25 protein-coding genes are annotated in these 24,799 nt (G+C 32.4%); 21 read left to right on the forward strand and 4 right to left on the reverse strand.

Annotated features, from left to right (window positions below; all coding sequences use genetic code 11):
* The first annotated feature begins 117 nt into the window (after positions 1-117).
* The 5 genes from glpK to hfq all read left to right on the forward strand — a co-directional run bounded on the left by glpK (position 118) and on the right by hfq (position 5,812).
* Positions 118-1,620 carry a glycerol kinase GlpK gene (glpK, locus tag L987_RS06385; protein WP_011303228.1) on the forward strand — a complete coding sequence of 501 codons (1,503 nt, stop codon included), beginning with the start codon at positions 118-120 and terminating at the stop codon, positions 1,618-1,620.
* A 146-nt stretch (positions 1,621-1,766) separates the two neighbouring features.
* The gene (locus tag L987_RS06390) at positions 1,767-3,440 is read left to right on the forward strand and encodes a glycerol-3-phosphate dehydrogenase/oxidase (protein ID WP_011303227.1); all 1,674 of its coding nucleotides are present in this window, start codon (positions 1,767-1,769) and stop codon (positions 3,438-3,440) included.
* A gap of 241 nt (positions 3,441-3,681) precedes the next feature.
* Positions 3,682-4,608 (forward strand): alpha/beta hydrolase, encoded by a 927-nt coding sequence (locus tag L987_RS06395; protein ID WP_011303226.1) that lies wholly within the window; start codon positions 3,682-3,684, stop codon positions 4,606-4,608.
* Between the two features lie 21 nt (positions 4,609-4,629).
* Complete coding sequence (miaA, locus tag L987_RS06400; RefSeq protein ID WP_047503659.1) at positions 4,630-5,586, forward strand: tRNA (adenosine(37)-N6)-dimethylallyltransferase MiaA; 957 nt, start codon at positions 4,630-4,632, stop codon at positions 5,584-5,586.
* A 1-nt stretch (position 5,587) separates the two neighbouring features.
* Entirely contained in the window at positions 5,588-5,812 is a 225-nt protein-coding gene (gene hfq, locus L987_RS06405) for an RNA chaperone Hfq (RefSeq protein ID WP_047503662.1), read from the forward strand.
* 155 nt (positions 5,813-5,967) lie between these two features.
* On the opposite strand, the gene L987_RS06410 is transcribed toward hfq, so the two are convergent.
* On the reverse strand, positions 5,968-6,444 hold the full coding sequence (locus tag L987_RS06410) for a glutathione peroxidase (protein WP_370445200.1): 477 nt from the start codon (positions 6,442-6,444) through the stop codon (positions 5,968-5,970).
* Between the two features lie 101 nt (positions 6,445-6,545).
* On the opposite strand from L987_RS06410, the gene hflX reads away from it, so the two are divergent.
* From hflX to L987_RS06455, 9 genes are all read left to right on the forward strand, one after another.
* Positions 6,546-7,781, forward strand: a complete 1,236-nt coding sequence (hflX, locus tag L987_RS06415; RefSeq protein WP_047503666.1) for a GTPase HflX — start codon at positions 6,546-6,548, stop codon at positions 7,779-7,781.
* Positions 7,782-7,796: 15 nt separating this feature from the next.
* Positions 7,797-9,035, forward strand: a complete 1,239-nt coding sequence (locus L987_RS06420) for a methionine gamma-lyase family protein (RefSeq protein WP_011303221.1) — start codon at positions 7,797-7,799, stop codon at positions 9,033-9,035.
* A 259-nt stretch (positions 9,036-9,294) separates the two neighbouring features.
* Positions 9,295-9,663, forward strand: coding sequence for a MerR family transcriptional regulator (locus tag L987_RS06425; RefSeq protein WP_011303220.1), 369 nt, complete (start codon positions 9,295-9,297; stop codon positions 9,661-9,663).
* Between the two features lie 20 nt (positions 9,664-9,683).
* Complete coding sequence (glnA, locus tag L987_RS06430) at positions 9,684-11,024, forward strand: type I glutamate--ammonia ligase (RefSeq protein ID WP_011303219.1); 1,341 nt, start codon at positions 9,684-9,686, stop codon at positions 11,022-11,024.
* A 641-nt stretch (positions 11,025-11,665) separates the two neighbouring features.
* On the forward strand, positions 11,666-11,863 hold the full coding sequence (locus L987_RS06435; RefSeq protein WP_002483408.1) for a hypothetical protein: 198 nt from the start codon (positions 11,666-11,668) through the stop codon (positions 11,861-11,863).
* 235 nt (positions 11,864-12,098) lie between these two features.
* Positions 12,099-12,965, forward strand: a complete 867-nt coding sequence (locus tag L987_RS06440) for an ABC transporter ATP-binding protein (protein ID WP_047503669.1) — start codon at positions 12,099-12,101, stop codon at positions 12,963-12,965.
* Between the two features lies 1 nt (position 12,966).
* Complete coding sequence (locus tag L987_RS06445; protein WP_011303217.1) at positions 12,967-13,701, forward strand: ABC transporter permease; 735 nt, start codon at positions 12,967-12,969, stop codon at positions 13,699-13,701.
* Positions 13,698-14,789 (forward strand): sensor histidine kinase, encoded by a 1,092-nt coding sequence (locus L987_RS06450; protein ID WP_047503672.1) that lies wholly within the window; start codon positions 13,698-13,700, stop codon positions 14,787-14,789. Before L987_RS06445 ends, L987_RS06450 begins: the two co-directional genes overlap by 4 nt.
* Entirely contained in the window at positions 14,789-15,391 is a 603-nt protein-coding gene (locus tag L987_RS06455) for a response regulator transcription factor (protein WP_037538489.1), read from the forward strand. Before L987_RS06450 ends, L987_RS06455 begins: the two co-directional genes overlap by 1 nt.
* 81 nt (positions 15,392-15,472) lie before the next feature.
* Here L987_RS06455 and L987_RS06460 read toward each other — a convergent pair whose 3' ends face one another.
* A complete protein-coding gene (locus L987_RS06460; RefSeq protein WP_011303215.1) occupies positions 15,473-15,664 on the reverse strand; it encodes a hypothetical protein in 192 nt (63 codons plus the stop codon).
* A 171-nt stretch (positions 15,665-15,835) separates the two neighbouring features.
* On the opposite strand from L987_RS06460, the gene nucI reads away from it, so the two are divergent.
* A complete protein-coding gene (gene nucI / locus L987_RS06465; RefSeq protein WP_011303214.1) occupies positions 15,836-16,366 on the forward strand; it encodes a thermonuclease NucI in 531 nt (176 codons plus the stop codon).
* A 263-nt stretch (positions 16,367-16,629) separates the two neighbouring features.
* Here the strand turns inward: nucI and L987_RS06470 are convergent, their stop codons facing one another.
* Positions 16,630-17,493, reverse strand: coding sequence for an NERD domain-containing protein (locus L987_RS06470; protein ID WP_037538486.1), 864 nt, complete (start codon positions 17,491-17,493; stop codon positions 16,630-16,632).
* Positions 17,494-17,716: 223 nt separating this feature from the next.
* Here L987_RS06470 and L987_RS06475 point away from each other — a divergent pair, with 223 nt between their 5' ends.
* Together L987_RS06475 and L987_RS06480 are read left to right on the forward strand one after the other, a co-directional pair.
* Positions 17,717-18,217, forward strand: coding sequence for a hypothetical protein (locus tag L987_RS06475; protein WP_002483400.1), 501 nt, complete (start codon positions 17,717-17,719; stop codon positions 18,215-18,217).
* A gap of 110 nt (positions 18,218-18,327) precedes the next feature.
* The gene (locus L987_RS06480; RefSeq protein ID WP_047503676.1) at positions 18,328-18,921 is read left to right on the forward strand and encodes a hypothetical protein; all 594 of its coding nucleotides are present in this window, start codon (positions 18,328-18,330) and stop codon (positions 18,919-18,921) included.
* A gap of 174 nt (positions 18,922-19,095) precedes the next feature.
* Here L987_RS06480 and L987_RS06485 read toward each other — a convergent pair whose 3' ends face one another.
* A complete protein-coding gene (locus L987_RS06485) occupies positions 19,096-20,463 on the reverse strand; it encodes an aspartate kinase (protein WP_047503679.1) in 1,368 nt (455 codons plus the stop codon).
* A 188-nt stretch (positions 20,464-20,651) separates the two neighbouring features.
* Here L987_RS06485 and L987_RS06490 point away from each other — a divergent pair, with 188 nt between their 5' ends.
* The 4 genes from L987_RS06490 to L987_RS06505 are packed head-to-tail and all read left to right on the forward strand — an operon-like array spanning position 20,652 to position 24,769.
* Positions 20,652-21,932: a homoserine dehydrogenase gene (locus L987_RS06490; protein WP_011303208.1), complete on the forward strand. Its 1,281-nt coding sequence runs from the start codon at positions 20,652-20,654 to the stop codon at positions 21,930-21,932.
* Positions 21,933-21,937: 5 nt separating this feature from the next.
* The gene (thrC, locus tag L987_RS06495; protein WP_011303207.1) at positions 21,938-22,999 is read left to right on the forward strand and encodes a threonine synthase; all 1,062 of its coding nucleotides are present in this window, start codon (positions 21,938-21,940) and stop codon (positions 22,997-22,999) included.
* A gap of 1 nt (position 23,000) precedes the next feature.
* Positions 23,001-23,918, forward strand: a complete 918-nt coding sequence (gene thrB / locus L987_RS06500) for a homoserine kinase (RefSeq protein ID WP_002483395.1) — start codon at positions 23,001-23,003, stop codon at positions 23,916-23,918.
* 47 nt (positions 23,919-23,965) lie between these two features.
* Positions 23,966-24,769, forward strand: a complete 804-nt coding sequence (locus L987_RS06505) for a Cof-type HAD-IIB family hydrolase (RefSeq protein WP_011303206.1) — start codon at positions 23,966-23,968, stop codon at positions 24,767-24,769.
* Positions 24,770-24,799: the final 30 nt, after the last annotated feature.

Consider the following 24,799-nt stretch of genomic DNA (forward strand, 5'->3'; position numbering starts at 1 on the left):
TTTTTGATTTAGATTAATGTTTGTAAAAATGAATATATGGCAATGTGTATAATAACGTGTAAAAAAGAGTTACATATATATAGCCACGATAAACGAGATAAGAGGGAGATTTTAATTATGGAAAAATATATTTTATCAATTGACCAAGGAACAACAAGTTCAAGAGCAATTCTTTTTGATAAAGAAGGTAAAATTAAAGGCATCGCACAACGTGAATTCAAACAATTCTTTCCAAAATCTGGTTGGGTAGAACATGATGCTAATGAAATTTGGACATCTGTTTTAGCTGTTATGGCAGAAGTATTAAATGAAAGCAATGTAGGAGCAGAACAAATTGCTAGTATTGGTATCACAAACCAACGTGAAACAACAGTTGTGTGGGATAAACATACGTCACGTCCTATATATCATGCAATTGTATGGCAATCTCGTCAAACACAAGGTATTTGTCAAGACTTAAAAGAACAAGGCCTTGAAGATAAATTCCGCAATAAAACTGGTTTGCTTTTAGATCCTTATTTTGCAGGTACAAAAGTGAAATGGATTTTAGATAATGTGGAAGGTGCAAGAGAAAAAGCAGATAACGGTGATTTATTATTTGGTACGATTGATTCATGGCTTGTTTGGAAATTATCAGGTGGACAAGCGCATATTACAGATTATACAAATGCAAGTCGTACATTAATTTATAATATTTATGATTTAGAATGGGATCAAGAATTATTAGATATTTTAGAAATTCCTAATACAATGTTACCTGAAGTCAAAGCATCAAGTGAAGTTTATGCACACACAATTGATTACCATTTCTTTGGTGAAGAAGTACCTATTTCAGGTATTGCTGGCGACCAACAAGCAGCATTATTCGGACAAGCTTGTTTCGACCGTGGAGATGTAAAAAATACTTACGGTACGGGTGGATTCATGTTGATGAATACAGGTGAAGAAGCTGTTTCATCTAAGAGTGGTTTATTAACTACGATTGCTTATGGTTTGGACGGTAAAGTGAATTATGCTTTAGAAGGTTCAATATTTGTTTCAGGTTCTGCAATTCAATGGCTAAGAGATGGATTAAGAATGATTAATTCAGCGCCACAATCTGAAAATTATGCTGAACGTGTTGAATCAACAGAGGGTGTATATGTCGTGCCTGCATTTGTAGGTCTTGGTACACCATACTGGGACGCAAATGCACGTGGTGCAATCTTTGGATTAACACGCGGCACAGAAAAAGAGCATTTCATCCGTGCAACATTGGAATCACTTTGTTACCAAACACGTGATGTATTAGAAGCAATGGAAAAAGATTCTGGCATCAAAGTAAATAATTTACGTGTTGATGGTGGCGCAGTAAAAAATAATTTTATTATGCAATTCCAAGCTGATTTATTAAACTTAGGTGTTGAGCGTCCAGAAATTAATGAAACAACAGCATTAGGTGCAGCGTACTTAGCAGGTTTAGCTGTAGGTTTCTGGGATAGTAAAGATGAAATTGCTAATCGTTGGAACTTAGAAAAAGAATTCCAACCAGATATGATTGAAAAAGATAGAGAAAGATTATATAAAGGTTGGAAGAAAGCTGTAGAAGCAACACAAGTATTTAAATTAGAAGATGAGTAAAAAATTAGACTTAATATTGTTATATATGCTACAATACGGGTAAGTTAATAATATCGAGATGAGAAATGAGAGATTCAATTCGTACAATTATATATGTATGGGATGAATCTCTCTTTTTTTAATACTTTAGGAGGCGCTTGTTTATTATGAGTTTATCAACGTTGAAAAGAGAACAAATAAAAAAAGATTTAAAAGATCAAGAATTTGATGTCGTTATCATTGGCGGAGGTATCACTGGTGCTGGTATTGCTTTAGATGCAAGTGAAAGAGGTATGAAAGTTGCACTTGTTGAAATGCAAGACTTTGCACAAGGAACAAGCTCACGTTCTACGAAATTGGTACATGGTGGGTTACGTTACTTAAAACAACTTCAAGTTGGAGTGGTAGCTGAAACTGGTCGTGAACGTGCGATTGTTTATGAAAATGGACCGCATGTTACTACACCAGAACGTATGCTTTTACCAATGCATAAAGGCGGTTCAATGGGCAAATTCACTACTTCTATTGGATTAGCAATGTATGATAGATTAGCAGGTGTTAAGAAAGCTGAACGTAAAACAATGTTAAATGCTAAAGAAACATTAGAAAAAGAACCATTAGTTAAAAAAGCTGGTCTAAAAGGTGGCGGTTCTTATGTTGAATATCGTACAGATGATGCGCGTCTAACTATTGAAGTTATGAAACGTGCAGAAGAAAAAGGTGCGAAAGTTATTAATCATACAAAATCAGTACATTTCACTTATGATTCAAATGAAAAAGTCAACGGTATACAAGTTGAAGATCAAATCAGTAATGAAACGTATCCAATCAAAGCTAAAAAAGTCATTAATGCAAGTGGCCCATGGGTAGATGAAGTTCGCAGTGGAGACTATGCACGTAACAATAAACAATTACGTTTAACAAAAGGTGTTCACATTGTTATTGATCAATCTAAATTCCCATTAGGTCAAGCAGTTTATTTCGATACTGAAAAAGATGGACGTATGATTTTCGCTATTCCTCGTGAAGGTAAAGCATATGTTGGTACGACTGATACGTTCTATGACAACAATAAAACTTCACCATTAGCTAACCAAGAAGATAGAGACTATCTCATCGATGCTATTAATTACATGTTCCCAGATGTAAATGTAGCTGATGAAGATATTGAATCTTCATGGGCAGGTGTCAGACCGTTAATCTTAGAAGAAGGTAAAGATCCATCTGAAATTTCACGTAAAGATGAAGTATGGGAAGGTAAATCTGGTTTATTAACAATTGCCGGTGGTAAATTAACTGGTTATCGTCATATGGCACTTGAAATTGTGGATTTACTATCTAAACGCTTGAAATCAGAATTCGGTCTTAAATTTGATAAATGTGCGACGAAACACTTAACTATCTCAGGAGGAGATGTTGGTGGTAGTGCGAACTTCGATAAGTTTATTGAACAAAAAGTTGAAGAAGCAAAATCTTATCAAATTGATGAGTCAACTGCACGTCACTTTGCTTCAAAATACGGTTCAAATGCTGAAGAACTATTCAAGATTGCACAAACAGCACAATATCAAGAAACTGGTTTGCCTTTAGACATTTATACTGAATTAGTTTATTCAATCCAAAACGAAATGGTATATCGTCCAACAGACTTCTTTATTCGTCGTACAGGTAAACTATACTTCAAAATTGATGACGTCTTAAATTATAAAGAACAAGTTATTGATGTCATGGCTGGCTTATTAGGATACACAAATATTGAAAAAGAAGCTTATACAAAAGAATTACAAATTGCAATTGATGAAGCACAAACTGGTAATCATCAACCAGCAGTAAAAGAATAATTTAAAGTACTTTTTCAATAATATAATTTAAATAGAAATAGCTGCTAACTTTGCGAGGTTGGCAGCTGTTTTTTTAACCAAAAATGGTAATTTAAAGCATGATTAAAATTTGAAAATACTTTTATTAAAACAATGTTTGTACATACTGAGCTGATTGCGTACTATTTGATAACATGCTCATTTGAAGGTATATTGTATAATATACAAAAATATAAGTCGTAAAGTATGGGAGGCCTATAACATGAGTAAAAATGAATTTAAAATTACAGTTGCAGATGGCACAATGATAGAAGTTAAATTGAATAAAGCTAAAAAAACAACTATCGGTGTCGTGCATATACTTCATGGAATGGCAGAGCATATGGATCGATATGATCAGCTTGTGGAATCATTAAACCAACAAGGTTATGATGTGTTACGACATAATCATCGGGGCCATGGCAAAGATATAAATGAAGATGAACGTGGACAAATTGATGACCTGTCTCAAGTTGCGGAAGATGCATATGAAATTGCTGAAACGGTGTGTTCACATTATCAACATATCCCATATATTATTATAGGACATTCAATGGGATCAATTGTGGGACGTATATTCGCTCAAAGATATCCAGATGTAGCTCAAGGTATGATATTAACCGGAACAACGCAATACCCAACCTTTTTGAGCATTTCCATTTGTACATTACTAAAAATAATTACATTGGTGTTAGGAAAACATCGTAGATTAGATTGGTTAAACAAAATAATGTATAAATCGTTTAATAAAAATATTAATAACCAAAAAACGACAAGTGACTGGCTCTCTAGTGATGCGAATGAAGTAGAACAATTTATAAAAGATCCATATACAGGATTTTTAGTCTCAAATCAGTTGATTTATCAAGTTATGAAACAAATGGTATCAACAAGTCGAATGAAAAATATAAAACAAATGAACGCCAATCTTCCTGTATTGTTAATTTCAGGTAAAGATGATCCTCTAGGAGACTATGGTAAAGGGATTAGGAAACTGGGTAGATTATATAAAAAAGCAGGTATTAAACATATCACAGTACAACTGTATAAAAATAAAAGACATGAAGTACTTTTTGAAAAAGGCTATGTTGAAACATGGCATCATATGTATGAATGGATAGAAAAACAAATTTTAAAAAAGAAAAAGTAAATAGCAAATAAATAAAGAGAGATGATACACGTGGAAAATGACAAGCCCTTTATAGTTGTTCTTGTTGGACCAACTGCAGTAGGTAAGACTGAATTTAGTATTGAATTAGCCAAAAAATATAACGGCGAAATTATCAGTGGAGATTCAATGCAAGTTTATAAAAATATGGACATCGGCACAGCAAAAATAACACTTGATGAGATGTCTGGCATACCACATCATATGATAGACATATTAGAACCCGATGAACCTTTTTCGGCTTATGAATTCAAAAACAGAGCACAAAAATTAATCAAAGAAATTACTCATAGAGGCCGTGTGCCAATCATTGTAGGTGGCACAGGTTTATACATACAATCACTTATTTATGATTATGCCTTCGAAGATGAAACTATTTCAGAAGCGCATAGCGAAAGTGTAGAAACGCAGCTAGCGGAACTTGATCAACTATCAAATGATGAATTACATCAGTATTTGGCATCGTTTGATGAAATTTCTGCGCAAGATATTCATCCCAATAATCGAAAAAGAGTTAGACGTGCTATACAATATTATTTAAAAACAAAAAAACTTTTGAGTTCACGTAAGAAAGTACAACAATTTACAGAAAATTATGATACATTATTATTAGGGATAGAAATGTCGCGTGACATATTATATCAAAGAATTAATACACGTGTTGATATAATGTTGGAACGTGGATTATTAAGTGAAGTGAAACAGCTCGTTGAAAATAGTTATGAAACAAGTCAAAGTATGCAAGCCATTGGCTATAAAGAGATTGTACCCGTTATTAACGGACAAATCAGTCTAGATGAGGCAACTAATAAATTAAAGCAACATTCTAGAAATTATGCTAAACGACAAATGACTTGGTTTAAGAACAAATTAGACGTCTTGTGGTTAGATAGAGAGAAAATGTCACTTTCACTAATGTTAGATGAAGTTTCAGTCCAAATACAGAAAAGGAGAACATAAAATGAATACAACAGAAAACATCCAAGACAAATTCCTAAGACAATTTAAGGCTGATCAAACAAAAATAATTGTATTTTTAGTGAATGGTTTTCAAATGAAAGGTACGATTGAAGATTACGATAAATACATCGTATGTTTATTATCTCAAGGAAAACAACACCTTATTTATAAGCACGCCATAAGTACCTTCACTATTGACGAAGCAGCCACAACTGAAGAAAGGTAATTTACATTTAAAAATTATGAAAAATACTTAAGTAAAACCGAGGTTGGAACAAATAAATGTTTCAACCTTGGTTTTTTGTATAAAAAAAGCATTGCCGTGTTTAAGTAAGGATACGATAATGCTTTTTAATATCATATATGAAATTGTATTTTCAGTTATAGTAATGCTTCAATTTCTGATTCCAATTGACTTGGTTTTTTCTGTGGTGAAAAACGTTGAACCACATCGCCATTTTTATCCACTAAAAATTTAGTGAAATTCCATTTTATTTTTTCATTGAAAAATCCATTTTGAGCTTCAGTTAAAAATTTAAATAGAGGATGTTGTTGTTCACCTTTAACATCAATTTTTTCATGCATTGGGAAAGAAACACCGTAATTGATTTTACAGTTTTGAGTAGCTTCCTCACCTGTACCAGGTTCTTGGCCACCAAATTGATTACAAGGGAATCCTAAAATGATGAAATCTTGATCTTTATACTTATCATATAATGCTTGTAGCCCTTCAAATTGTGGTGTAAATCCACATTCACTAGCCGTGTTTACAATTAACATCACTTTGTTTTTATAAGCATCTAATTTATAAGCATCTCCATTTGGTTTTTGTACTTCTATGTCGTAAATAGTCATAATACTTCACCTCTTTTTATTAATTTAACATAATTTAAGTTTATAGTCTTTATTTTGGCACTATGATAGAATGGCAAAGAATACTTTGAAAAGAGGTGCATGTTATGACCCAACAACAAACATATACAACGGAACAGAGTTTAGAAACAGCAATATTAGTTGGAGTACATGCTCAAACGGATGAAGACTTTAACTTTGAGTCAACAATGGAAGAATTAGCGTCTTTATCTCAGACATGCCAATTAAACGTAAAAGCACAGTTTAGCCAAAATAGAACTAACGTAGACAATAAATTTTATGTTGGTAAAGGTAAATTGGATGAAATTAAAGCATATGTTGAATTTCATGACATAGACGTTGTTGTAGCCAATGATGAGCTTACAACTGCACAATCCAAAACTTTAAATGGTAATTTAAACGTCAAAATAATTGATAGAACGCAGCTTATATTAGAAATATTTGCTCTACGCGCACGTAGTAAAGAAGGTAAACTACAAGTAGAATTAGCGCAATTAGATTATCTTATGCCCAGATTGCAGGGTCATGGCCGAAGTTTGTCTCGACTAGGTGGCGGCATCGGAACAAGAGGTCCTGGTGAAACGAAATTAGAAATGGACCGTAGACACATCAGAACGAGAATGAATGAGATTAAACACCAATTAGAAACGGTAGTAGAACACCGTGAACGCTATCGTAATAAAAGAGAACAAAATCATGTATTTCAAGTAGCATTGGTAGGTTATACTAATGCTGGGAAATCGTCTTGGTTTAATGCATTAGCAAAGGAATCTACTTATGAAAAAAAACTGCTTTTCGCCACACTTGATCCCAAAACGAGACAGATACAGATAAACGACGGCTTTAATCTCATCATTTCAGATACAGTAGGATTTATTCAAAAACTACCAACAACACTTATAGCGGCTTTTAAATCAACTTTAGAAGAAGCAAAAAATGCAGATTTATTATTACATGTTGTCGATAGTAGTCATCCTGAATATCGCGCGCAATATGATACCGTTAATCAAATTGTAAATGATTTAGATATGGGACAAATACCTCAGGCCATCATTTTTAACAAGAAAGATTTGCATGATGGCTCATTACCAGCTACAAACAAACCTCATGTATTTGTTTCTAGTAAAGATGAAAAAGATATAGAGAAAGTAAAATCATTGTTATTTAATCAAATTAAACAAGTGCTTACTTATTATGAAGAAAGTGTACCGAGTGCAAATGCAGATCGCTTATACTTTTTAAAACAACATACGTTGATATCAGAATTAGTATTTGACGAGATAAATGCTAATTATCAAGTTAAAGGATACAAAAAAGAATAGAAGGAAGTTATGAAAATGGAAGAGATGAAACAACTGATTGCGGACACAGAGGCTACATTAGCGCCATATTTTAAAGCAATAGAAGAAACCGCCTTTGTTAATCAGGAAAAAGTACTTAATGCGTTTCATGAAGTGAAAGCTACTGAAAGTGATTTACAAGGGACGACAGGTTACGGGTATGATGATTTTGGTAGAGATCATCTTGAAGAAATTTATGCACACACGTTTAAAGCAGAAGATGCTTTAGTTAGACCTCAAATCATCTCTGGTACACATGCAATCACGATTGCGCTGCAAAGTACTTTGAAACATGGTGATGAGTTATTATATATCACTGGCAATCCTTATGATACTTTATTAGAGGTCATTGGTATCAATGGCAATGGTATTGAAAGTCTTAAAGAACATGGTGTCCAATATAATAAAGTGGATTTGAAACATGGTGATATAGATATAGAAACGGTAATGCAACAAATTCATAGTCGAACAAAAGTCATCGCTATCCAACGTTCCAAAGGCTATGACCAACGTCCTTCTATCAATTTAAATTTAATCGAAAAGGCCATACAACAAATTAAGGCGCAATATCCAGAAATCATTATTTTTGTCGATAATTGCTATGGTGAATTTGTAGAAGAACGTGAACCTATTGAATGTGGAGCGGATTTAATTGCAGGCTCATTAATTAAAAATCCAGGTGGCGGTTTAGCAAAAATCGGCGGTTATATTGCAGGAAAAAAAGATTTAATTGCACGTTGTGGTTATCGTCTAACTGCGCCTGGTATAGGTAAAGAAGCAGGTGCATCACTCAATTCGTTACAAGAAATGTATCAAGGGTTCTTTTTGGCACCACATGTTGTTAGTCAAAGTTTGAAAGGGGCTTTATTTACAAGTCTTCTTCTAGAGAAGATGGATATGCGAACAAGTCCAAGATACGATGAAGCGCGAACAGATTTAATTCAAACGGTTTCTTTTGAGAATAAAGAACAAATGATTCAGTTTTGTCAAAGTATACAACAAGCCTCTCCCATTAATGCACATTTCAGTCCTGAGCCAGCTTATATGCCAGGATATGAAGACGATGTAATCATGGCGGCAGGGACATTTGTACAAGGATCTTCTATTGAACTTTCTGCTGATGGGCCAATTAGACCGCCATTTGAAGCCTATGTTCAAGGCGGATTAACATATGAACACGTAAAATTAGCTGTCTCAAGAGCAGCGAGAAATCTAAAATCACAACAATTGATTTGATTTTTGAATGAACTTCCATATATGTTTTGTAAAAAGAGATAGTATATACATGCTATTTTAATTTATAATCCCATATATGGATTTTTTTGAATAAATTTAAGGAATTTTCTAATAATTATAGATTTAAGGCGACGAATTAACAGATGAAAGTAGTCATATCAAGGGATGAGAACTTCATGTTAGAAAACCTTACATATCTTTGAATTAATCTGATTATTATGCTAAATTTATTACAAGTTCAAAAGTAGAGGTGATCGGATTGAAGTCAAATGATACATTACGACGAAGTATGCCCGTTTTCCCTATGAGTGTTGTAACAAAATTAAGTGAATTGTCTGCTAGGCAAATTCGTTATTATGAAACACATGAACTCGTTAAGCCACAACGATCAGAAGGAAACAAAAGACTTTTTTCATTAAATGATTTAGAACGCTTACTTGAAATTAAGAAGTTAATTGAAAAAGGGTTCAATATTAAAGGTATTAAACAAATTATTAATGATGAACAAGATCACCTTACTGATGATGAACAAGAGACAAGAAAACAAATGATAGTTGAAGCTACACAGAAACCAGAGCGAGAAGCAATTCCAATAAATCGTGGTGACTTATCACGTTTTATTAAATAAAAATACGGGGGACATATATTATGCCAAAACGTTCATTTACAAAAGAAGATATTCATAAGTTTGCTAAAGAGGAAAATGTAAGATACTTACGACTACAATTTACAGATATATTAGGCGTTATTAAAAACGTTGAAGTACCAGTAAGTCAATTAGAGAAAGTATTAGATAACGAAATGATGTTTGACGGATCTTCAATTGAAGGGTTCGTACGTATTGAAGAATCTGATATGTACTTATATCCAGATTTAGATACTTGGGTTATTTTCCCATGGACTGCTGGTCAAGGAAAAGTTGCACGACTTATTTGTGATATTTACAAAACAGATGGTACACCATTTGAAGGGGATCCACGTGCAAACTTAAAACGTGTCTTAAATGATATGAGAGAATTAGGTTTTTCTGAATTGAACTTAGGACCTGAACCAGAATTCTTCTTATTCAAATTAGATGAAAAAGGAGAGCCAACATTAGAATTAAATGATGATGGTGGTTACTTTGACCTTGCACCAACGGATTTAGGTGAAAATTGTCGTCGTGATATTGTATTAGAATTAGAAGATATGGGCTTTGATATTGAAGCGAGTCACCATGAAGTTGCACCTGGACAACATGAAATTGATTTCAAATATGCAGATGCAATTACAGCATGTGATAATATTCAAACATTTAAGCTTGTAGTTAAAACAATTGCGCGTCAACATAACTTACATGCAACATTTATGCCAAAACCATTATTTGGCGTTAACGGAAGCGGTATGCATTTTAATATGTCATTATTCAAAGGTAAAGAGAATGCGTTCTTTGATCCAGATGGTGATATGCAAATGACTAAAGATGCTTTCCATTTCGTAGCAGGTATCTTAAAAAATGCACGTGGATTTACAGGCGTATGTAATCCATTAGTTAACTCATATAAACGTCTTGTTCCTGGCTATGAAGCACCGTGTTATATTGCATGGAGTGGTAAGAACCGTTCACCATTAATTCGTGTGCCATCATCTCGTGGACTATCAACACGTGTTGAGGTGCGTTCAGTAGACCCGGCTGCCAATCCTTACTTAGCATTAGCAGCAATATTACAAGCTGGCTTAGATGGTATTAAAAATAAACTTGAAGTACCAGAACCAGTGAATCAAAATATCTATGAAATGAACCGTGAAGAACGTGAAGCGGTTGGTATACAAGATTTACCTTCAACTTTATATACTGCAATTAAAGCAATGAGAGACAACGAACCAATCAAACAAGCACTTGGTAATCACATCTATCACCAATTTATTAACTCTAAATCAATTGAGTGGGATTACTACAGAACTCAAGTTTCTGAATGGGAAAGAGAACAATACATCAAGCTTTACTAGGTGCTAAACAAAGGGGTTAAACACTAGGAATATAAGCAATCCATTTATTCTTTATGAATAGATTGGGTTGCTTTTTTGCGCCCACTCATTAAAAATAACCAACTATACCTTTAGCGAGTTATAGATGGTCATAAAAATAAAATAATTATAAAACTGTATCGCTTTTTTTAAAGCATGTAATTAACCGATACACACAGTGTGTTACCAATTTGTATGTATCAATAAGAATAATAAAAAATGATCAAATATTTGAGTTATTCAAGCTATATTAGATTTATCAGATTTAATAAAAAAGATAGAATGCACTCGTAAAAGTTAACGAGCCATTCTATCTTTGAACATTAGTGATGAAACTAATGTTTAACCAAATATTGCGTGCGAAAATGGTATTAAATATAAGACGATTAATGTAAGACTTACTAAAAAGTATATAATAAACGCACGCACTTCTTTTGACTTAAAGAAGATAATCACCTCACTCATGTTTAGTGAACTTTAATTGTAGAACAAGCGAATTTATCAGTCAACTTTGACTTATTAATGGGAAGAAGATTGACTAATTACCTTTAAAATTTGTGTGCAATATAAACCTATAGTATAATATACTTAATAAAATTTACTTATCATAAGGGGATGGAATCATGCAAGAAGTAAAATTAGTAACATTAAAAGCACTTTCACTAGATGATTTAGAAAAAGAAATTAATAACTATTTAAAAACAGACGAAATATCTGGTTATAAATTATTAAATTCTACTGTACGTGAAGTTGAAGAACGTACATTTTCAGCTAACGAGCAAGAATTTCATGCATTTTTAACATTTACAAAAGATATTTAAATGGCATATCATTAATTGAAAACACTGCGTAGAAAGATTAATTTCTTTCTGCGCAGTATTTTTTTGTGCCAAAGCTAATATATAAACAACTATAATAATATTATGTAAACTTTATAATTTCATAATATTCATTTTACTTAATGACATTTGTCATATGTAATTTATGACAATATTCACTACTGTCTTTCTATTAGATTCGTCATACTTAAAGTAGGAAATGAAAGGAGTGTATAAAATGATTAAAATAAAACATTTAACTAAAACTTATAAACGAGTAAAAGTAGTTGATGATGTGACGTTTGATATAAATGAAGGTCATTGTACTGCATTAATAGGACCGAATGGCGCTGGTAAATCTACGCTTATAGACATGATTATAGGTGATCGACATGCAAATAAAGCCGAAATACTAGATACGGCACAATTATTGGATTCTAAGAATTTAGGGATTATGTTTCAAAAAACAAATTTTCCAGATTTAATAAAAGTAAAGGAACTTTACCAACTGTTTGCTCATTTATATACGGATGCCATTACTTTAAAAGAGTTTAGTGAAATTACACTTTTTAATGAAAGTCAATTAAATCAATATGCTAATAAATTATCGGGTGGGCAAAAGCGGATTCTTGATTTTGCACTCGCACTTATAGGTAAACCCCAATGTATATTTTTAGATGAACCGACGAGTGCCATGGATGTACAAATGCGTGGCCATTTTTGGGAAGTTGTAACGAAGCTGAAGGACGACGGGGTAACGATATTTTACACCTCCCATTATATAGAAGAAGTAGAGCGTATGGCTGACCGAGTAATTGTTTTGGAAAAAGGACGTGTGATTTTAAATGACAATCCGGAAACGATAAGAACACGTCAACATACATCAATCATTAGTTTACCAAGCAAATACCAAGACAAAGTTGAAACGAATTTATCTAGTAAGCACTTCGAATATACATTAGAGAATCATAAAATACGGATAACTACGACAGATGTACAAATGATCATTGAATATCTCATTTCGATACATGTCGATTTGAATGAAATAGAGATCAATAAAGCAAGTCTGTTAGAAACCGTATTTAATAAAGAAGAGGTGAAGTAGTATGTTAACTTATTACTTAAAGACAGAAATTCAATTATTATTTAGAAAGAAAGTGTATTTGGTGCTATCTATACTGGTACCACTTGCTTTATATTTATTATTTACATCTATACTGGATTTGCCTGAAGAAGCGAAAAAACCATTTTATAAAGAATATATGTATAGTATGACGGCATTTAGTTTATCGAGTTTTTGTTTAATGCAATTCCCGATAGATTTAATTAATGAAAAGACGACAGGTTGGTATAAAAATTTAATGCGTACACCACTACAGTCACATCAATATTATATGGCTAAAGTCTTTAAAATGATGTTCCAATTTATTTTAGCCATCTTACTTATTTTTATTGTCGCACACTTTATGAAAGGTGTTGAAATGTCAACTTCAGATTGGTTACTTTCCGGTTTAATATTATGGATTGGGGCGAGTACTTTTTTATCTGTTGGGGTATTGATATCACAAATCAATGAAATTCAAAAAGCAAGTAGTATTGGTAATATTTTGTATTTAAGTTTAGCTATTCTTGGCGGTCTATGGTTTCCTGTAAGTCAATTTCCTGAATGGATGCGCAAGATTGCTTATGTCACACCGACTTACCATTTGAAGCAAGTCGCTTATGAAATTGGTAAAGGAGGGACGCTAGACTATTTATCACTTTTTGTTTTAGTTGGTTATAGTATACTCTTTTTAGTAGTTGCACTTATTATTCAAAAGAGAAGAGACGTGGATATATGATTAAAAGATTGAAAGTCAATGTAATTGATTTATCGAGTTTAGTATATCTCATATTTGCAGTGATACCATTGTTTACATTTGACTTAAAAGGGCCATATTGGATGTATGTTATTATATTTATTATTTTTACAATTTCATATACTGCTTTGGCCATATTTACGGAAGTGTTATCAACGAAAATGATATATACTTTTCTAATTTTACATTATATTGGTATCACTTATTTAGTTTATAGTGTCGGGCCAGCGACGAGTTTATTCTTTTTCTTTAGTTCATTTATTTTACCATATGTATTGAAAGTGAAAATGAAATCTATAGCCTTTTTAATTTTCATTGTTGTCATGCTTATTAATTTTATTTTAATTTATGTCGCAGATCCGCTAAGTTTAGGCTTTATAGCAGTCATGCATATCGCTATATTACTTATAACGGTTGGAAACTTCAAACAGAGTGAAACAATAAAAATGAAAAATGCACTGGAAGAAAAGAATAAGCATATCAATGTACTCATTGCCGAACAAGAACGAAATCGCATTGGACAAGACTTACATGATACGTTAGGTCATGTTTTTGCAAGTTTAAGCATAAAATCAGAACTAGCAATCAAACTGATTGATAGCGATTCAGAAAAAGCAAAATTACAAATGATTGAAGTTAACAATATATCTAAGGAATCATTAAATAAAGTTCGCAGTATCGTCAATGATTTGAAAATACAGTCATTTGAAGAAGAAGTAGCTTCGATGGAAACGTTGTTAAAAAATGCAAATTTAAATTTTGAATTTTTTAATGCCGAACTAGCAAAAGGTATTAGTCCAGCTAAACAAGCTATTTTGGCGATGATTTTGAGAGAGGCAATTAATAATGTGTTGAAACATGCTCATGCAACATCGGTAACTGGTTCATTAACAGAGACACAAAATGATATTACATTGACTATTATTGACAATGGGATTGGTATGGATGATTTAAAAGAGCATGATTTGAAGAGTATTAAAGAACGTGTAGCCCTTATGAATGGATCGATTGAAATACAATCGAATCATGGCTTATGTATATCCATTAAAATATCTCGAGGTGACGCATGATGATAAATATCATACTAGCAGAAGATCAAACGATGTTAAGAGAAGCAATGGTTCAGCTTATTAATTTAAATGAACAGTTAGAAGTAGTTGGAAGTTCAGGTAACGGAAAAGAAGCGTATGAATTAATTAAAGTAAGACAACCACAGGTTGCTATCTTAGATATTGAAATGCCTGGCATGACAGGTTTAGAAATATTGAGAAATATTAAAGAACAACAACTTGATGTGAAAGTAATTATAGTTACAACATTCAAGAGACCCGGTTATTTTGAATCAGCGGTAGCAAACGATGTAGATGCTTATGTATTGAAAGAACGCTCTATAGATGAATTAGTCACAACGATTTATAAAGTATTGAATAACGAAAAAGAATATAGTGAAGCACTGATGACGTCGCTATTTAAAGAAAAAAATCCATTAACACCTAAAGAACAATTGGTTTTAAGAGAGATAGGTGAGGGCCATACGAGTAAAGAGATTTCCAAGCATCTCTTTTTATCTTATGGAACAATTAGAAATTATACATCTACGATTATTGATAAACTTGATGCCGAAAATCGATTTGAAGCATGGAATATTGCTAGAAATAAAGGATGGATTTAAATGATTTAGCACTTGCTAAATATGTTGTATGGTTCAAATTAAATAATAAAACTGCCGATAAGTCTATAACGGCAGTTTTTATTATTTACGTTTATTTTTGGATGCGATAGATTGGATAATGAAAATGATAAATCCGATTAATATGCCTAATAAAACTGCTACAACGGCAGAAACCATTAGCGGTAGTTGAAATTGGTTTTGTAAGATTAGACCTACGATGACGGCAATGACAACTGCAATAATCGTTATCATGTTTTCTTTGAAAATGCTCAATTTGTTCACTCCTATTCAAGATTATTATAGCACGAGTTATTTACATAGATAAACAATATCATGTTATTTAAAACATCAGCTAATTTATGAGTTAGTGTATAATGTGGTCTTGACGATAGTTTGCTTTTTCTATATGATAATTTGGAATATTTAAAAGAAGTGGGTGCAACAGTGAAATCTAAGAAAAAAATGACTAGTTTAGTCGTTATCGTAGTAGTGTTAGGTGTATTAGCTTTTCAATATATTAATCAAACAGGACCATTTCAAAATAATGGTGCAGATACGTCAACAGGACCACATGATTCTGAAAAAGTTCATGTGTCACGTGTTGTAGATGGAGATACATTCGTTGCTGAAAATGACAATAATGAGCAATTGAAAGTTAGACTGATTGGCGTTGATACGCCCGAAACAGTTAAACCCAATACGCCGGTACAACCTTATGGGAAAGAGGCTTCTGATTATACTAAAAAGCATTTAACAAATAAAGACGTGTATTTAGAGTACGATAAAGAAAAAGAAGACCGATACGGTAGAACATTAGCTTATGTTTGGCTTGATGATAAGACAATGTATAATGAGCAATTAGTCAAACAAGGCTTAGCTAGAGAAAAATATTATTCTCCAAATGGAAAATATAGAGAAGCCTTTGAAAAGTCTGAAGACATTGCTAAAGAGAAAAAATTAAATATTTGGAGTTAAACTTTGAATTTATAATGTGAAAAAAAAGCCGAGACGTATATTAATGTCTCGGCTTTATAATATTATATTTTTCATAACGTATTGGCAGTAATTTGGGCCGACTCCTGTGGAAAAGCACTGGCCGAAGACTACAGGCTAAGGCTGTGTCCACGGAAAGCGTGCACAAAAAACTGCCCACAAAGACGGAGGCTTTAGCTAAAGTTTGAAGAGTCTGAGACATCTATTTTTGTCCCAGACTCTTCTTTCCTATATAGTATATTAATTTAATAAAAACGTGCTACTAATTTATCATATTGCTCTTTAGTCAATGCCTGATCTGTTGATTGAACAGTATCTCCAATAATTTGTTGTAAGGAAGATTTAGATGAGACTGTTTCAACGTAATCACCTCTTGTAGACGGGCCGTCAATAATATTTACGCTACCATCAGTGAAATAAACAAGTCCAATATTCTTGATTTGTTGATTGAGTTTCTCATATATCTTAGCCTCTAAAGCCTGTGTATTGATAGATGATTGTTCAAAAGGATCATAATTATAAAAATCATAGGTTACAGAATTATTTTTAATACGTTCAATGAATGTATACGTTGTCGAACGTGTTGATTGAAACTGACTATGAAATTGATTAGCAATATAACGTCCTACAGTTTGGTCTATATTATCATTCACTTTAGATTCATTGCTGTTTGTTGTATCTGCAGTGAAATGATAAAATGTTTTTTGCTTCCAATTTTTAACATTGATATTAAAAATGCCTTTTTCTGTAATTACAACATAATCGAAAGTTCTAGCGTACTCAAAAAGGGGATGTTTTACAGCTAAGTTACCAGTAGCTATAATATCAAAATGTTGAATGACACCTTCGTTTTTATATTGATTTAAGATACTATTTAAATCTTGCTTCGCTTTTCTTAAACCATGATGGTGCGTATCATTGTTTCCATCTATATTCAGCATTTGATTTTTTAATTGTGTATTTTCTCGAGTTACTGTACTTATTTTTGTAACTAATTGATCTTTTGAATACGTTTCAGTTTCAAGTTTATTTTGCATTACTCGATGGTCAATTATTACAATAACAATTAATAGTATTATAATTACAATTAATATTAACGGGAAAAACATATGTATCATCCTAATCTTATTTAATTTTTTATTATATCTTATTTTACGCTTTTATTTAGTTTAGCACAAATTCTATAATTTTAAATTAGTATATTAGTGCTATGACAATAGAAAGACCATTACTTACAAAAGCAATATTTTGATGTAATATTACTAAATTAATTTTATTGGTTCTTTAAAACTGTTGTGGAATTTGTATAATTCAAGTCATTAAACAGTTATAATGAATTACGCACAATATCTTTCAATGAAGAAGGTGAATAGCAAGTTGAGCAATATAAAACAATATTTTGAACATATCATAGAAACGATCCAGTGGGACGATATTATTGCATTTGATAATCATCCGTTTGCTTATAAAATGATAGATGAACTATATAAAGCAAATATAAAAATATCAGTAATAAGTTATTCTACAGATATTATAAGGTATGTATCAAAATATACAGATTTTAATATAATCATTCCAAATGGTATGGTTGATAGTGCTAGTCATGTGATACTAGGCAAAGGTGTATTAGAAACCTTTTCAAAATACCAAATTCGCTTTTATTTTGTTTCAGCACCTTTTATGAATGAAGATAAGTTATATCAAACCGTACCTGCAATAGCAGAAATACAAAATACGATAAAGAACTGTACTCATAGTGTGCTCCTAATGAATAGACCAGATCCTATTATTGGAGATTCAAATGGGCAATACATAGAAATTGGTGATTTTTAAAATTATTTGTGCTTTATTTCACATTTTTGCGCTTAATGCATTGAAAAATGCGCATACAAATTATATAATATGTATTATTGGAAACGCTTACTTTTATAGGAGGTGCACTTTTGGATAATGAAAATAATGAAAAAGTTAAAGACATTGTAAAATCTTTAAATGAAAATGTACCTAACTTATTTAAATTTAATGGTGAAGTTGCCAAACAACTATTTTTACGTGACGAATTTAACCTGAATGGTAAAGTTGATATCAGCGTTGAAAGAAAATTTTTAGGTGAGGTCTTAAAATATATTCCTAATGACAATCGTAAGGTGCTCCACGATACCAATCACGCATCATCTAATTATGACGAATTAAATTTCGAAAATATTACACATGCAGAAATATTTGATGGTGAAAAATTAATTATGACTATCATTGCCTATGATGTTGAAGATGAAGAATGGATGTTTAGATGGAATCATAATATTCGATTGCCAGAAAAAAATATTTATTTTCACTCTATTAAATGGGATGTAGACTATATTAAGCCAGAAATCGTTTTAATGTATGAATTATTAGATCCTATTGATTATCATCAATTACCAAATTATAGAATTGTTATAGATTCATTGAGTTATTATCAATTTGTAATACTACGTTTAGTAGTGGGCGATGAAAGAATTAATCAAGTGCTTATATCAGAGAAAAAAGCCATATAAAATCCTTCAAATCATTGGAAAGTTTAACCAACAGATACAATGAATTTGAAGGATTTTTGTTTGGCTTGATTTATGAAATATTATTTAAAGCGAGTTTGAATTTGTATGACTTCAATCATATCATTAAAACTACTTTAAGTATCTTTTGATTTATATAACGATAATAAAAGCTACTTAAGATTTTAAACATATGCCATTATAACAATATTCATAAGTGGATTTGACTGCTTTATCGGCATCAGAGACATGTATACCAAACATGATTGATATCTCTGATGCCCCTTGATTCATCATTTTTAAATTGATATTCGATTCAGCTAACGCGTGCGTAATTGTATTTGCAGTACCGACAATTCTATGCATACCTTCACCAACAATCATTAAGATAGCTAAATCATGTTCCACACTTAACTCATCAACATCGCAATTTTTTCGAATGTCATTTAAGACTTGTTCTTCTCTATTTTGGATTTCTTTGGAGCGCATAATAATACTAATATTATCTATACCTGATGGCATATGATCAAATGAAATACCATAATCCTCTAAGACAGCTAATATTTTTCTTGTAAAACCAACTTGTCTATTCATTAAATATTTTTTAATGTTTAAAACTGTAAACCCTTTATCACAACTAATACCACTGACAATGTTATTAGAATTTATTTCTCTATCATGGCGAATATATGTACCAATATCATCAGGTCTATTTGTATTTTTTATGACAACTGGAATTCTATCTTTGTGTAAAGGTTGTAAAGCTTCATCGTGAAACACTCCAAATCCAGCATAAGAAAGTTCACGCATTTCTCGATAGGTAATTTCATCGATGACTTCAGGATTTTTAACAATCGTAGGATTTGCTCTAAAAATACCAGAGACATCAGTGAAATTTTCATATAAGTCTGCCCGTACACCTCTAGCTACTATAGCACCTGTGATGTCAGAGCCACCTCTTGGAAATGTAACAATATAATTTTGTCGTGAAACCCCAAAGAATCCAGGAATTATGAGTTTTTCATTATATTCACGTAATTTATATAGCGTATTATAAGATTGCTCTAAGATTTGTGCATTTTGTGGTAAATCAGTAACTTGAATGCCTGCCTCACCAGGAGATACATATCTTGTAGGAATACCTTGGCTATTGTTATATTCTGCAATGAGTTGCGCATTAAAATCTTCTCCACAGGATAGTAATGCGTCTAATAAACGAGAAGGTTTATCTTTTAATGTAGCAATGTATAACTCTAATGTTTCATCAATTGAAGTTAGTAAATGATAATCCATGTTTAATTCATCTATGATATCTGCGTATCTTTGAATGATTTCTTTCTTTTTAGACGTGTAATCTAATCTATCAATCACTTTTTCATACAAACGAATTAGTAAGTCCGTTGTTTTTACATCTTCGCTGTGACGTTTACCCGGTGCTGATATGATGATAATTTTCCGATCAACATCTGAATTTACGATATTTAATACTTTTTTAATCTGTTCTGCATTAGAAACAGAACTTCCTCCAAATTTAGCTACTTTCATTGTAAATACCAACCTTTCTAAAAAATCAGAAAATTTTGTTTAGTTTTTATCACGGGAGTGATACGATAGATATACGATTAAATATTGAACCTTTACAAAAATAATGAATGAATTTATACTATACCATATTCAAGTATTTTTCAACTGTACAATTGTATTTTTAAGAAGAACAACGGAGGAATGAAGTTATGAGAGAATTAAACGTAGCCTTACTTGGTTTAGGAACTGTAGGTTCTGGTGTAGTTAAAATTATAGAAGAGAATAGAGAACAAATTAAAGAAACAATGAATAAAGATATCAATATTCGACACATTTTAGTTAGAGATAAATCAAGACAAAGACCAATAAATGTGTCGAGTTATCATTTAACAGAAGATATTGATGAAATATTAAATGATGATTCAATTGATATCATTGTAGAAGTTATGGGTGGTATTGAACCAACTGTGGATTGGCTAAAACGTGCATTAAGTCAGAAGAAACACGTCGTAACAGCAAATAAAGACTTATTAGCAGTCCATTTAAATGTATTAGAAGATTTAGCGCAAGAAAATGATGTTGCGTTGAAATATGAAGCAAGTGTTGCAGGTGGTATTCCTATTGTAAATGCTATAAATAATGGGTTGAATGCAAACAACATTAGCAAATTTATGGGCATACTGAATGGTACGTCTAATTTTATTTTAAGTAAAATGACTAAAGAGCAAACAAGTTTTGAAGCTGCCTTAGACGAGGCTAAAGCATTAGGTTTTGCAGAAGCAGATCCTACAGATGATGTAGAAGGTATTGATGCGGCAAGAAAAGTGGTCATTACTTCTTATTTATCATTTAACCAGGTTATTAATTTAAATGATGTCGATAGACGTGGTATCAGTGATGTTGAATCTGAAGACATTCAAGTTGCAGATCAATTAGGTTACAAAATTAAATTAATCGGTAAAGGAACATATGAAAATGGACAGGTACAAGCTTCAGTTGCACCGACGTTCATTAATAAAGCGCACCAACTTGCAGCGGTAGAAGATGAATTTAATGCAATTTATGTTATTGGCGATGCTGTTGGAGAAACAATGTTTTACGGAAAAGGTGCAGGCAGTTTAGCAACTGGTAGTGCTGTAGTCAGTGATTTATTAAATGTCACATTGAATTTTGAAACTAACTTGCATACATTACCGCCTCACTTTGAATTAAAAACTGAAAAAACCAAAGAACTGATGGATGAATCAGAAACTGTTTCACTTAAAGAGAAAGAAAGTTATTATGTTGTAGTTCAAACTGATGGTGAAGAAGTAAATAAAGTTGAAACGTTACTTAAAGGTCAATTACCGTTTCATAAATCATTGGCCGTAACTGAGCGAGATGCTCATACGGTTGGTGTTGTAATTGTTGGTATAGATGAAAATCCTGAAGCATCCATCACAGAATCTGGATATATCGTTAAGAAAATTTATCCAGTAGAAGGAGTTTAATAACTATGAAAAACTGGCAAGGTTTAGTTGAAGAATTTAAAACATATTTACCTGTAAATGAAGCAACACCATCACTAACATTAAATGAAGGACATACGCCACTCATATATTGTGAACGGATGTCTGAAAAATTAGGCATTGAACTCCATGTGAAATATGAAGGTGCGAATCCTACAGGCTCTTTTAAAGACAGAGGTATGGTTATGGCGATGGCCAAAGCCAAAGAAGAAGGGAAAAAAATCGTAATCTGTGCATCGACAGGTAATACGTCAGCATCTGCAGCTGCATACGCTGCTCGAGCTGGCTTAAAAGCAATCGTAGTAATTCCTGAAGGTAAGATTGCACTAGGTAAATTATCACAAGCTGTTATGTATGGCGCAGAAATTGTTTCAATCGAAGGTAATTTTGATGAAGCATTAGAAATCGTGCAAGAAGTTGCAAAAAATGGAGAAATCGCATTAGTTAATTCAGTCAATCCTTATCGACTTGAAGGTCAAAAAACTGGCGCATTTGAAGTTATTCAACAATTGGGTGGTTCGGCGCCTGATATACTCTCTATACCGGTTGGTAATGCAGGAAATATTTCTGCATATTGGAAAGGTTTTAAAGAATATAGTGATAAAAATGGCACTCAATTGCCTAACATGTATGGTTTTCAAGCAGAAGGTGCCTCTCCTATCGTTCAAAATAAAGTTGTTAAAAATCCTGATACAGTGGCAACAGCAATTAGAATTGGTAATCCAGCAAGTTGGGATAAAGCGACGAATGCACTAGAAGAATCAAATGGTTATATTGATAGTGTGACAGATGAAGAAATTTTAGAAGCATACCAATTAATGGCTCGCAATGAAGGTGTATTTAGTGAACCAGCAAGTAATGCATCAATTGCAGGATTGATAAAATTACATCGCGCTGGTAAATTGCCTCAAGGCAAAAAAGTTGTTGCAGTTCTAACAGGTAATGGACTGAAAGACCCTGATACAGCCATTTCACTATTAGATAATCCAATTAAACCATTACCAAATGATAGACAGAGTATTTTAGATTACATCAAAGGGGCACTATAGCATGAAAGAAGCGTTACATTTAAAAATTCCGGCATCTACAGCTAACTTAGGTGTCGGATTTGATTCTATAGGAATGGCTTTAAATAAATTCTTATATTTAGACGTTACTGTGAACGATGAAGATCAATGGTCTTTTAATCATATTGGACCTAATGTAGATGAACTGCCTAATGATGAGAGCCACTACATTTACCAAATCGCACAAAAAGTTGCTGAAACATATGAAGTTGAATTGCCAAATTTAAATGTAGAAATGAGAAGTGAAATTCCTTTAGCAAGAGGATTAGGTTCATCTGCTTCGGCTTTAGTGGGTGCATTGTATATCGCTAACTACTTTGGAGATATTGAACTATCTAAATATGAACTATTACAACTTGCGACGGATTTTGAAGGGCATCCAGATAATGTAGCGCCAACAATTTATGGTGGTCTTGTGCTTGGTTATTATAACGGTGATACAAAAGTTACAGATGTCTCCTACATTGATACACCTAAAGTTGATATTATTATAACGATACCAAGTTATAAATTAAAAACAATTGATGCAAGAAACGCATTACCTGATACATTTTCTCATGAAAAGGCAGTTCAAAATAGTGCAATTAGTAATACGATGATTAGTGCATTAATTCAACATAATTATGAATTAGCTGGAAAAATGATGGAACAAGACGGTTTCCATGAACCTTATAGACAACATTTGATTCCAGAATTTCAAACAATTAAAGGTATTGCGAAACAACATCTAGCATACGCAACAGTAATTAGTGGTGCCGGCCCAACAGTACTCACATTAATAGCACCTGAACGAAGCGGCGAATTAGTACGTGCACTAAAGCGTGAATTTAAAGATTGTAGATCAGAACTTGTTACAATCAATGAAACAGGTGTAACGACTAAAGTATTGTACCAACGTTAATAATCTGTTGTAATATAGAATATAGACGTTGAAGGGAGGTTAGCAACATGGGTAAGTATAAAATGGTAGTCATGGACATGGATGACACATTGATGAATAATGAAAATCAAATGAGTCCAGAGACAGAATCTTATTTATTAGATATACAAAAACAAGGATATAAAGTCGTATTAGCATCTGGTAGACCTACTGAAGGCATGTTACCAACTGCTAAAAAATTAAAATTTGATACATATCAAAGTTATGTAATTAGCTATAATGGTGGTAAAACTGTCAATGTGAATACTGAAAGTGTAGAAAAAAGTCGAACGGTAACTAAGGAAAATTTCGATTTAATTGTGGATTATTGTCGCAAAAATAATTTATTCATTTTAACATATGAAGATGGTCATATTGTTTACGAAGGTGAACATGAATATATGAATATAGAATCGGAATTAACTGGGTTACCTATGGAACATGTAAATGATTTAAAGGATTTCATCCAGGATGACGTGCCTAAAGTAATGGGTGTAGATTATGTATCAACTATCTCAAAACTTAACACTGACTTAGCTGGTCACTTTAATGAAGATATAGATGTGACAACAAGTAAGCCGTATTTCTTAGAATTTATGGCACAGGGTGTTTCTAAAGGTAATGCAGTAACAGATTTATCTAAAAAATTAGATATTGCATTATCTGAAGTAGTTGCATTCGGAGATAGTTCAAACGATATTTCTATGCTGCAAGTGGTCGGTCATGCTGTTGCTATGGGCAATGCCAATGACCAGGTGAAAGCAGTTGCTGATGAAATTACATTGAGCAATAGTGACAATGGCATTCCACATACATTGAGACAGATTTTATAAAAGTTAAAGCGTTTAATGTATTAATATCGT

It is taken from the genome of Staphylococcus sp. ZWU0021 (genome assembly GCF_000798895.1).
Taxonomy (GTDB): domain Bacteria; phylum Bacillota; class Bacilli; order Staphylococcales; family Staphylococcaceae; genus Staphylococcus; species Staphylococcus saprophyticus.